The following is an 11,060-nucleotide window of genomic DNA, read 5'->3' as shown; positions in this document are numbered from 1 at the left end:
TGCCGGCATAGAGCACCGAGACCTTCTGGCTGATCTTGGCGACGACGCCGAGATCATGGGTGACGAACAGGATCGCGGTGCCATGCTCACGCTGCAGTTGCGCGATCAGCCGCAGGATCTGCTTCTGGACGGTGACGTCGAGCGCCGTGGTCGGTTCGTCGGCGACGATCAGCCTTGGCTCGGCGACGAAAGCGGCGGCGATCAGCACGCGCTGCCGCATGCCGCCGGAGAGTTCGTGCGGATAGGTTTTCAGCACCCGCTCGGGGTCGCGGATCTGTACCTCGTCCAGCAACTGGCGGATGCGGGCATCTGCCTTCTGGCCGCTCCAGCCCAGAATGCGGACCAGACGGTCGGTCATCTGCGGGCCGATGCGGCGCGACGGGTTGAGCGCGGTCAGCGGGTCCTGCGGGATCAGCGCGGTACGGGCACCGATCAACGTGCGTCGTGCTTTGGGCCCAAGCTTGCCGAGGTCTTCGCCTTCAAGCCTCATGTCGCCTTCGACAATCCGCACGCTGGACGGCAAGACGCCAAGCACCGCCTTGCCGATCATCGTCTTGCCGGCGCCGCTCTCGCCGACCAGGGCGCGGACCTCGCCGGGTTGCACGGTGAGCGAGATCGATCGCAGCACGCGCTGGCCGTTGGGCAGCACGGCGCTCAGATTGGCGATGTCGAGACAGGCGTTCATCGCAGCACCGGGTCGAAGCGCGTCTTCAGCGCCTCGCCGAACTGGCTGAACGACAGCACGGTGAGGATCAGCGTGATCAGCGGAAACACCAGCACCCACCAGGCCTGATGGATCGACAGCCGGCCTTCGGCGATGATGCCGCCCCAGGTCGGGTCGTCGGTCGAGATCGACAGATTGACGAAGGACAGGATCGCCTCGACGATGATAGCGATGCCCATCTCCAGCGACAGCAGTGCCACGATCGACGGCACCACATTGGGCAGCACTTCGCGCAGCATGATGCCGACGCGGCCATAGCCGGCGATGCGGGCGTTCTCGACATAGTCCATGCGCGACTGGCCCATCGCTTCGGCACGGATCACCCGGCAAAAGCGAGTCCAGTCGATGATGGCGATGGCCAGGATGACGGAACTCAGGCCCGTGCCCAGCACCGCGACCAGGAGGATGGCGAACAGGACCGGGGGAAACGCCATCCAGACATCGACGATGCGCGAGATGATGCGGTCGGCCCAGCCGCCGAAATAGCCGGCCACCAGCCCGAGCGCCGAACCGACCAGGCACGCGGCGCTGGCGGCGGCAAAGGCGACGATGAAGGCGATGCGGCCGCCGAAGATCAGCCGCGAGAGCAGGTCGCGGCCAAGGCTGTCGGTGCCGAGCCAATAGCCGGGTTCGGCGCCGCTCATCCAGAACGGCGGTAGCCGCTCGAGCATCAAATCCTGCGCCAGCGGATCCTGCGGCGCGACCAGTGGCGCCAGGATCGCTGCCAGAAGCGCCAGCAGCAGCCAGCCACCCGCCAGCCAAAGCTTCGCGCCCGAGCCATGTCTTGAAATGCGGCCCTCATCCATGGCGCAGCCTCGGATTGAGCAGCGCATACATCATGTCGACGGTGAGATTGATCAGCACGAACAGCAGCGCGAAGACCAGCACGATGCCCTGGATCAGCGGCAGGTCGCGGTTGATGACGGCGTCGATCGCCATGTTGCCGAGACCTTCATAGGAGAACAGCCGCTCGACGATGACCGTGCCGCCGATCAGGAAGGTGAATTGCACACCGACCAGGGTGAGCGTCGGCAAGGCCGCGTTCCTGAGCGCTTCGCGCAGGATCACCTGCGTTTCCGAAAACCCCTTCACCCGTGCCAGCACGACATAGTCGAGGTCGAGCACTTCCTTGAGCGACTGTTTCAGAAGCTGCGAGATGATCGCCGCCAGCGGCAGCGCCAGCGCGACGGCCGGCATCAGCATGTGCTTCAACAGGTCCCAGGTCAGGTCGAGGCGCAGGCGTAGAATGCTCTCGAACAAATAGAACTGGGTGACGAAGGGCAGGTCGAGTTGCGGCGATACGCGGCCGGAAATGTCGAAGATGGGCACCAGCACGCCGAACAGCAGGATCAGCACCAGGCCCCACAGGAAATCGGGGATTGAGAGCGCTGCTCCGCTGACAATGTCGATGCCGGCCTCGACCATGGTGCCACGCTCGCGCGCGCCGAGGACCGCCGTCGTGCCGCCGAGCGCAACCGCCATCACAAGGGCGACGATGGCGAGCTCCAACGTCGCCGGCAGCCGGTTGAAGACGAGGCCAAGCACGTCCTGGCGCAGCGAGATCGAGGTGCCGAAATCACCCCTGACGACGCCCGACAGCCAGATGAAGAATTGTTGCACGATGGTCTTGTCGAGGCCGTAGAGCGCGCGCAGCCGCGCGATGTCGGCATCGGTGGCGCCCGGCGGCAGCATCATCGCGATCGGATCGCCGGGCGCGACGCGGATCACGACGAAGACGACGACGGCCACGCCGAACAGCGTGACCACCATCGTCAGCAGTCGGATCAGGAATCGTTGCAGGAGCATGTAAATCTTTGCAGGAGCCCGCTGGCTCCTATGCCTGATGGAAAAATGCGCGCCGTCGAACGGACGGCGCGCGAAACGCCTCGGGCTGCTGTCAGGCCGGGGTCATCAGGGCCGCCAGCAGCGCGCCCGACACGTGCTGGACGACGTTGACGCCCTTGGCATGCACGATCGGCTGCGCATACTGGATCAGCGGCAGCACATAGGCCTGCTCGGCGATGTATTTGTCGACCGCCTTCCAGCCGGCAATGCGCTTGGCCTCGTCCTTCTCGCCCCATAGCGGGTTGATCATGTCGATCAGGTCCTGGCTGTCCCACACCGAATGCGGGCTCGGGCCGTACATGGCGAAGCCCGTGGAGGTGGTCGGATCGCCGATGGCATTGCCCCAATTGTAGAAGGCGGCCGGCGCCAGCTTGTCGGCGGCGCGCAATTCATAGTGCTTGGCGATCTCGTAGACCTCGATCGTCGCTTCGATGCCGACCTTGCGCCACATGCCGACGATCGCCTGGATCATCTCATAGTCCTTGGGCTTGAAGCCCTTGGTCGTCTGTATGGTAAACTTGACCGGCTTTTCCGTCGAATAGCCGGAAGCGGCGAGCAGTTCCTTGGCCTTTCCAGGATTGTGCTCGACCTTGATCGACGCATCGTAAGCCGTGTATTCCGGTGTCTCCAGCGTATCGATGGGTTGGCCGTAACCGCGCAGCAGGCGGTCGACGAGCAGCTTCTTGTCGATCGCCATCACCGCCGCCTGGCGGACGTTCTTGTCCAGCATCACGTCGATGTCGTTGAAGAAGATCATGCCGATGTCGGAGACGTTTTTGCACGAGCCGGCAAGCCCGTCCTTGGCGATCAGCCGGTCATACTCCTCATAGGGAATTTCGAGCGTCACCTGCGAGGAGCCGGACTCGATTTCGGCGACGCGGCTGGCCGCGTCGGTGACGAACTTGATCGTCACATTCTCAAACGCCGGCTTGCCGCCCCAATAGGTCGGATTCGCTTTCAGCCGCAGGAAGGCGTTGCGCTCGAACTTCTCGACCATGTAAGGCCCGGTGCCGATCGGCGCCTTCTCGAAGCCCTCGGCGCCCACCTTCTCGTAATAGGCCTTGGGCAGGATGTAGCCGGTCAGGAACGACATCCACTTGAAATAGGTCGGGTCGAACTGCGTGACGTCGCCGGTGATCTTGTTGCCGTCGATCTTGAAGTTGGTAACGTTCTTCCAGACGAACTGGATCGGGTTGCCGGTCTTTTCATCCCCCGCCCGCTGCAGCGACCAGACCACGTCCTCCGGCGTGAACGGCGAGCCGTCATGCCATTTCACGCCTTCGCGCACGGTCATCATCACCTTGGTTCGGTCGTCGTTCCAGCCCCACTCGGTCAGTAGGCCGGGCGCGAAGGACAGGTCCGGCTTCTGCGGGATGAACTGGTCGAACACCGACTGGTAGAGGCCCTGGATCGTAGGGTTGACCGCCGATGGTCCAGTGGTCGGGTCCCAGGACGGCAGGTTGACATTGTAGGCGATGGTCAGTTCGCCGGCGGCGGCCCTGGTGATCTGTGGCAGGCCGATCGCGGCCACCCCGAGTGCCGCGGCACCGTAACCGAGCAATTCGCGTCTGTTGATTGTCATGGTCGTTCCCCTTGTTGGTTGTATTTTCTTTGCGCGGCAACGTCAGTTCCTTGGTTCAGGCTCCTCGGGCAGCAGCGCCTTGCCCTCCTTCACCTTTAGAAATTTGAGGCTCCTACCTCCCGCCAAGCTGTTGCGCGAGCATGTAGCCCGAGGCCGCGCCGGTGCCGGCGCCCGGCCATGTCGCGGCACCGGTGAGATGCAGATTGCCGACCGGCGTGTTCCAGCCGGCATGGCCGCGCGCCGGGCGAAACAGGAAATTCTGCGACAGATGGTGACTGCCACAGATCTGGTCGCCGCCGACGAGGTTGGGATTCTCGCGTTCGAGGTCGATCGGCGAGAAGACTGAACGGCCGAGGATTTTCGGGCGCAAGCCGGGCGCATAAGTTTCGATGATGCCGAGTACGCGCTCGGCGTAGGTATCCTTGGCCTGGTCCCAATGGGCAGCCGCGATCGTGCCTGCGGCATCGCCCAGGATTTCGGCGGGCAGCATGCGCACCTGCACCCACAGAACATGCTTGCCCTGAGGCGCACGCGACGGATCGATCGCGGTCGGCTGGCCGACGACCAGCACCGGCTCGTCCGGGAGCAGGCCGGCCATCGCCTGCTGATAGGTGCGCGACATCGCATCGAGCGAGGGCGACAGGTGCACATAGGCGAACCGCCTAAGCTCGGCCCCGGCGCGCCAGTCGGGCAGGTCGTCGAGCGCCAGATGGATCATCATCGTGCCCGGCGCGTGGCGAAACTTCTTCATCGCCGTGTCGAAGCCGGCGTCGCCCGAACCGTTGGGCAGCAGCTTGCCGGTCAGCGCCTTCGGCGCAACGCCGGCGATGACGGCCCTGGTCGCCGTATGGGTCTCGCCGGACACGAGCCGCACGCCGGTCGCCTTGCCGGAGGACACCGTGATCTCGGCCACTTCGGCTCCGGTGACGATCTTGCCGCCGGCTGATGTGACCATGCCCGAGAGCGCCCGGATGATCGTGTCGGCGCCACCCTTGCCCAGCACCATGCCGAAGCTCTGGTTGGCCATCGATTCCAGGTAGGGGAACACGGCGCCGCCGGCGATGTCGGGCGCGAAGTCGAGATGCATGCCCCAGGTGGCGAGCGTTGCCCTGACATGAGGCGACTCGAATGTCTCCTCCAGCCACGCGCGGGGCGAGGACAGCAAGAGCCGGGCAGTATCAAGCGCGCCGGAGACGCCTTTCTTGCGCCAAAGGTTCCAGCCGGTGCCTGCCAGCGCGCGCGCGCTCATTGGCGACCCCAGCACCCGGAAGAGGTGCTCGGCCTCCGCGGGGAAAGCGGCAACCAACCGGCGCCATGTCGCGGCGTCGGCGGCGGAGAAAGCGGCGATGCGCGCAGCCGTCTTTTCCAGGTCGTTGCCAACGCCCAGCCAGCTTCCATCCGGGAAGGCGCTGGCGAAACAGTCGGCGACCGGCGCGAATTCCAGCCCCTGCGCTTTCAATTCATTTGCATATTTCCGGTGGAAGGCGGAGCCGGCAAACAGGCTGAGATTCATCGCGCCGAAATCGTGGCGGAAGCCGGGTAGGGTGAATTCACGGGTCTGGACGGTGCCGCCGATCGTCGCGTTGCGCTCGAAAATCCCGGTTTTCCAGCCCTTGAGCGCCAAATGCGCGGCGCATGCCAGACTGTTGTGGCCCGCTCCGACAAAGATAGCGTCGAACTCGCTCACGCCCCGTTCCCATTTCCTTTATGCTTAAAGATAATTGCAGATGCATATGTTTTCGTCTAGTAGGATATTAACGGCCGAGACGAGCCTGGATCATCATCGCGAAAGAGGGAACGGAAAAAATGGACACCCAGAAACTCCTCGGCGAAGTCGCCGGCCAGCTGCTTTCAGGCGCCATCAAGGTGGTCGACCTTTCGGCGCCGCTTGGGCCCGACACGCCGCTGATCAAGCTGCCGCCGGAACTCGCCGTCGACACGCCGAAGGTGGAGATTCATAACATCTCCCGTTATGACAAGAACGGCCCGTGGTGGGCGTGGAACTGGCTGAAGCTCGGCGAGCATTCGGGCACGCATTTCGATGCGCCGCAGCACTGGATCAGCGGCAAGGATTATCCGGACGGCGCCACCGACACCATTCCGGCCCAGAACTTCGTCGGCCCTGTCAATGTGATCGACTGTTCGAAGGAGGCCGCCGCCGACCCCGATTTCCTGCTGACCGTCGACCACATCAAGGCCTGGGAAGCCGAGCATGGCGCCATCAATGCCGGCGAGTGGGTGGTGATGCGCACCGACTGGTACAAGCGCAATGGCTCGGAAGCGCAATTCCTCAACGCCAACGAAACCGGCCCGCACACGCCCGGTCCGACGGCCGAGGCCATCCAGTTCCTGATCAGCAAGGACATCAAGGGCTGGGGCTCCGAGACGATCGGCACCGATGCTGGCAAGGCCGGCGGCATGGAGCCGCCATTCCCGGCGCACACGCTGATGCACAAGGCCAACCGCTACGGCCTGGCCAGCCTATGCAACCTCGACCAGTTGCCGCCCAAGGGCGCCATCCTGATCGCGGCGCCGCTCAAGATCGAGCACGGCACCGGCAGCCCCATCCGCGCGCTGGCGCTCGTGTCGGGCAGATAAAGCGGGATGGGTCTTCGGGAGAAGATCATGCTGGCAGGCAAGGCGATAGGGAGGCAGGTTGGCGGCGCTGGCGTTCTACGGCGCCCCCCTCTGTCCTGCCGGACATCTCCCCCACTTGGGGGGAGATTGGCAGCTTTGGCGCCTCGCTTGTTCCTGCAACACCGACGGTTGGCGAAAGGCGGCGTCACAATCGATCTCCCCACCTGTGGGGGAGATGTCCGGCAGGACAGAGGGGGGCGCCGTAGAGCGCTTATCTTGCAAGCCGACCCGCTGCCTACAGGAAATCCTTGATGAGCGCCCCCGATCACATCATCGTCGGCAGCGGCATCAACGCGCTGGTCTGCGCGGCGATGCTTGGCGGCAAGGGTGCGAAGGTGCTCGTCCTCGAGCGCAACGACCGCATCGGCGGCTGCATCCGCACCGAGGAGATCACCGCACCCGGCTTCATCCATGACGTGATGGCGACGACCTTCGTGCTGTTCATCACCTCGCCGGCCTTTGCGGCTCTGGGCGGCGATCTTGCGCGCCACGGGCTGGAGTTCTGCCACACCGGCACGCCGACCGGCGTGCTGCGCCCGGATGGCAGCCATGCCGTGTTGCGCACCGATCGTGCCGCCAACGTCGCCGCGCTCAACGCGATCGCGGCAGGTGACGGCGATCGCCATGCAGGCGATGTCGGCGGCATCGAACGCAATGCGGGCCTGCTGTTCGGCCTGCTCGGCGGTGCCCTGTGGTCCTATCCGACGGCGAAGCTGTTGGCCGGCGACGCCTGGCGGCGGAGCCCGCGCGGCCTCGCCGCCTTCCTTGGCGAAGCCCTGGTACCGGCGCGCGGCTGGCTCGAAAACACGTACCAGTCCGCAACCATCCGCGCGCTCTGGGCGCCCTGGGTGCTGCATGCCGGCCTTGGGCCGGAAGATGCCTTCTCCGGCCAGATCGCCAAGGTCATCGCCTTCGCGCTGGAAGCCGCCGGTGCGCCGATCGTCAAGGGCGGAGCGAAAAACCTGCTGTCGGCCTTCGAGGCCCTGATCCGCGAACGCGGTGGTGACATCCGCACAGGTGCCGATGTCGCTTCGATCGTCCAAACCGGCGGCCGCGCGACGGGTGTCAGGTTGGCCTCGGGCGAAACCATCACAGCGAACAAGAGCGTCATCTGTTCGGTAACGCCAACGCAGCTTTACGGCCGGCTGCTCGGCAGCGACGCTCCCAGGGACGACGTCGAGGCGGCGCGGACATATCGCTACGGCAAAGGCAATTTCCAGATACACTATGCTCTCGACAAGCCGCCATCCTGGCGCGGCGAAGGCCTCGACAAGGTCGCGCTGCTGCACCTGACGCCCGGATTGGATGGGGTCTCGAAGGCCTGCAACGAGGCGGCGCGCGGCATTCTGCCCGAGGTGCCGACCATTTGCGTCGGCCAGCCGCATGCGCTCGACCCGTCCCGCTGTCCGCCCGGCAAGGCCATCCTGTGGCTGCAACTGCCCGAGGCGCCTCGCCACATCAAGGGCGATGCCGCCGGCAAGCTGCAGGCGCCCGCTGGCGGGCAGTGGACTGAAGCGCTGCGCGAAGCCTATGCAGACCGTGCCGAAGAAATCCTCGCCAGCCATATCGACGGCTTCAAGGACAGCGTCATCGCGCGCCGCGCCTATTCGCCGGCCGATCTGGAAGCGATGAACATCAACCTTGTCGGCGGCGATCCCTATGGCGGTTCCTCGACCCTTGATCAGTCCTTCCTGTGGCGGCCGTTCAAGACCAGCCGCAACCACCAGACCGGGATCAAGGGCCTCTACCATATCGGCGCCTCCACCCATCCGGGCGCGGGGCTCGGCGGTGGTTCCGGCTTTCTCCTCGCGGGGAGGCTTTGATGGAGCAGAAGGTCGGGGAAAGTCGCCAGCGCATTTCGACCCTTGGGCAGATCGGCCTGCAGCAATTCGCGCCCTATCTGATGAACCGCATCATGGGCCGCTACAACGCCACTTTGCGCAATGATTTCCGCAGGCAGGGCCTAACCATCCCGCAGGTGCGCACGCTGGCGGTGCTGTCGGTAACCGACGGCATCACCGTCAACGACCTTGCGGTCTACACCGTGATCGAACAGTCGACCTTGAGCCGCACGCTGGACACGCTGGAGGGCCAGGGCCTTGTGCGGCGCGAACAGGGCGTGAGCGACAGCCGCATCCGCCACGTGTTCCTGACCGACGACGGCCGCGCCGAGTTCACCCGCGCCTGGCCGGCCATGCATGACGCCTTCGAGGCGATGTTCGATGACATCGACGACGCCGAATATGCAGCGCTCATCGCCACGCTTTTGAAGATGCTCAAGAACATTCGCAAGCACGACATCTAGACCTACGCGCCGCCAGTCTTCGGCGGTAACGGAAGGAATCAGGACATGGCCGAACGGTCTTTTGCCAAGGAAGTCGAAAAGCTCCGGCTCGGTGCCGGCGAGGAGTTTTCCGGCGAAGGCATCCTCGCCATCACCAAGGCGCTGCTGCAATGCGGCGTCGGCTATGTCGGCGGCTACCAGGGCGCGCCGATCAGCCATCTGATGGATGTGCTGGCCGACGCGCAGGACATTCTGGGCGAACTCGGCGTGCATTTCGAGGCCAGCGCCTCGGAAGCCACCGCCACGGCCATGCTGGCCGCCTCGGTGCATTATCCCATCCGCGGTGCTGCCACCTTCAAGTCCACGGTCGGCACCAATGTCGCTTCCGATGCGCTGGCCAACCTGGCCTCCGGCGGCGTCACCGGCGGCGCGCTGATCATTGTCGGCGAGGACTATGGCGAGGGCTCCTCGATCATGCAGGAGCGCAGCCATGCCTTCGCCATGAAGAGCCAGGTCTGGCTGCTTGACCCGCGCCCGAACCTGCCGTCGATCGTCAAGGCGGTGGAGGACGGTTTCGAACTGTCCGAGACCTCCAACACGCCGGTCATGCTGCAGGTGCGCATCCGTTGCTGCCACGTCCATGGCCATTTCATCGCCAAGGATAACAAGCGGCCGCCGATGACGGTTGCCGATGCGCTCGACGCGCCGCGCCGCGACACCGGCCGCATCGTCCTGCCGCCCGCCTCCTTCCTGCACGAGAAGGAAAAGGTGCAGAAACGCTGGCCGGCCGCCGTCGACTTCATCCGCAACAACAAGATCAACGAATTTTTCGGCTCGGACCACGGCTCGGTCGGCATCGTCATGCAGGGCGGCATGTACAATGCGGTCATCCGCGCGCTTCAGCGTCTCGGCCTCGCCGACACCTATGGCGACACCGATGTTCCGCTTTACGTGCTCAACGCCGTCTATCCGCTGATCGATGACGAGTTCCTCACCTTCTGCGAGGGCAAGCAGGCGGTGCTGGTGGTCGAGGAGGGCCAGCCCAACTACATCGAGCAGGCCTTCGCTTCAATGCTGCACAAGGCCGGGCGTGGCACCAGGCTGGTCGGCAAGGAGTATCTGCCGATGGCCGGCGAATATACCGGCCAGGTCATGCTCGATGGCATCGGCACGTTCCTGCGTGCCGAGGCGCCGCATCTCCTGCCGGGCGAAGTGCGCGCGCCCAACAAAGTGGGCGACGGCGTGGACACGGCCGACCTGATCAACGTCGTGCCTGGCCGGCCGCCGGGCTTCTGCATTGGCTGTCCGGAGCGGCCGATCTTTGCCGCGACCAAACTGGTCGAGCAGGAACTTGGAAAGCACCACATCGCCTCCGACATTGGCTGCCATTTGTTCTCGATCATGCCGCCCTTTGAGCTTGGCGCCACCACCATGGGCTACGGGCTGGGGCCGGCCTCGGCCTCGGCCTTTAATTCGCCCGACGCCAAGCGCCGCTCGATCTCCTTCGTCGGCGATGGCGGCTTCTGGCACAACGGCCTCACCTCCTCGATCGGCAACGCGGTGTTCAACAAGAACGATGGCGTCATCGTCATCGTCGACAACTTTTACTCGGCAGCCACAGGCGGGCAGGACATTCTCTCGTCCCGAGCCGGCAACAAGACCAAGTCGACCAAACACCCGATCACCGAGGCGGTGAAGGGCATGGGCGTCAAATGGCTGCGTCATGTCGACCGCACCTATGATGTCGGCAAGATGCAGGACATGCTGCGCGAGGCGCTGACCACCGAGGAGAAAGGTCCGAAGGTCATCGTCGCCTCGTCCGAATGCATGCTCAACCGCCAGCGCCGCGAAAAGCCGCTGGTCGACAAGGCGATCAAGGGCGGCGAGCGGGTGGTGAAACCAAAGTTCGGCGTCGACGAGGACATCTGCACCGGCGACCACGCCTGCATGCGGCTGTCCGGCTGCCCGTCGCTGTCGGTGAAGTCGCT

Annotated in this window: 9 protein-coding genes; 4 read left to right on the top strand and 5 right to left on the bottom strand. The window is 64.6% G+C overall.

All coding sequences use genetic code 11. The features are described 5' to 3' along the window. The 5 genes from WC739_RS21735 to WC739_RS21715 form a co-directional block, all read right to left on the bottom strand. On the bottom strand, positions 1–685 hold a 685-nt coding region (locus WC739_RS21735; RefSeq protein WP_372955058.1), incomplete at its 3' end, for an ABC transporter ATP-binding protein. After that, the gene (locus tag WC739_RS21730) at positions 682–1,530 is read right to left on the bottom strand and encodes an ABC transporter permease (protein WP_372955057.1); all 849 of its coding nucleotides are present in this window, start codon (positions 1,528–1,530) and stop codon (positions 682–684) included. The genes WC739_RS21735 and WC739_RS21730, both read right to left, overlap by 4 nt. Further along, positions 1,523–2,530, bottom strand: a complete 1,008-nt coding sequence (locus WC739_RS21725) for an ABC transporter permease (RefSeq protein ID WP_372955056.1) — start codon at positions 2,528–2,530, stop codon at positions 1,523–1,525. The genes WC739_RS21730 and WC739_RS21725 overlap by 8 nt, the downstream gene beginning before the upstream one ends. 91 nt (positions 2,531–2,621) lie before the next feature. Next, a complete protein-coding gene (locus WC739_RS21720; RefSeq protein ID WP_372955055.1) occupies positions 2,622–4,151 on the bottom strand; it encodes an ABC transporter substrate-binding protein in 1,530 nt (509 codons plus the stop codon). 112 nt (positions 4,152–4,263) lie between these two features. After that, a complete protein-coding gene (locus WC739_RS21715) occupies positions 4,264–5,838 on the bottom strand; it encodes a phytoene desaturase family protein (RefSeq protein ID WP_372955054.1) in 1,575 nt (524 codons plus the stop codon). Between the two features lie 119 nt (positions 5,839–5,957). Here WC739_RS21715 and WC739_RS21710 point away from each other — a divergent pair, with 119 nt between their 5' ends. From WC739_RS21710 to WC739_RS21695, 4 genes are all read left to right on the top strand, one after another. After that, positions 5,958–6,749, top strand: a complete 792-nt coding sequence (locus WC739_RS21710) for a cyclase family protein (RefSeq protein ID WP_372955053.1) — start codon at positions 5,958–5,960, stop codon at positions 6,747–6,749. A gap of 290 nt (positions 6,750–7,039) precedes the next feature. Further along, positions 7,040–8,611: a phytoene desaturase family protein gene (locus WC739_RS21705; RefSeq protein WP_372955052.1), complete on the top strand. Its 1,572-nt coding sequence runs from the start codon at positions 7,040–7,042 to the stop codon at positions 8,609–8,611. Further along, on the top strand, positions 8,611–9,093 hold the full coding sequence (locus tag WC739_RS21700) for a MarR family winged helix-turn-helix transcriptional regulator (RefSeq protein WP_372955051.1): 483 nt from the start codon (positions 8,611–8,613) through the stop codon (positions 9,091–9,093). The genes WC739_RS21705 and WC739_RS21700 overlap by 1 nt, the downstream gene beginning before the upstream one ends. A gap of 45 nt (positions 9,094–9,138) precedes the next feature. Further along, positions 9,139–11,060: thiamine pyrophosphate-dependent enzyme (locus WC739_RS21695; protein WP_372955050.1), on the top strand; the 1,922-nt coding region annotated here is incomplete at its 3' end.

Source organism: Mesorhizobium sp., from assembly GCF_041661565.1.
Classification (GTDB): Bacteria; Pseudomonadota; Alphaproteobacteria; order Rhizobiales; family Rhizobiaceae; genus Mesorhizobium.
The sequence above is the reverse complement of the archived record's forward strand: the minus strand, read 5'-3'. Positions and strand labels throughout refer to the sequence as shown.

Excerpts from the sequence above, each read along its gene's own strand:
- WC739_RS21720 (WP_372955055.1), bottom strand. The coding sequence starts at position 4,151 with ATGACAATCAACAGACGCGAATTGCTCGGTTACGGTGCCGCGGCACTC.
- WC739_RS21730 (WP_372955057.1), bottom strand. The coding sequence starts at position 1,530 with ATGGATGAGGGCCGCATTTCAAGACATGGCTCGGGCGCGAAGCTTTGG.
- WC739_RS21700 (WP_372955051.1), top strand. The coding sequence starts at position 8,611 with ATGGAGCAGAAGGTCGGGGAAAGTCGCCAGCGCATTTCGACCCTTGGG.
- WC739_RS21725 (WP_372955056.1), bottom strand. The coding sequence starts at position 2,530 with ATGCTCCTGCAACGATTCCTGATCCGACTGCTGACGATGGTGGTCACG.
- WC739_RS21705 (WP_372955052.1), top strand. The coding sequence starts at position 7,040 with ATGAGCGCCCCCGATCACATCATCGTCGGCAGCGGCATCAACGCGCTG.
- WC739_RS21710 (WP_372955053.1), top strand. The coding sequence starts at position 5,958 with ATGGACACCCAGAAACTCCTCGGCGAAGTCGCCGGCCAGCTGCTTTCA.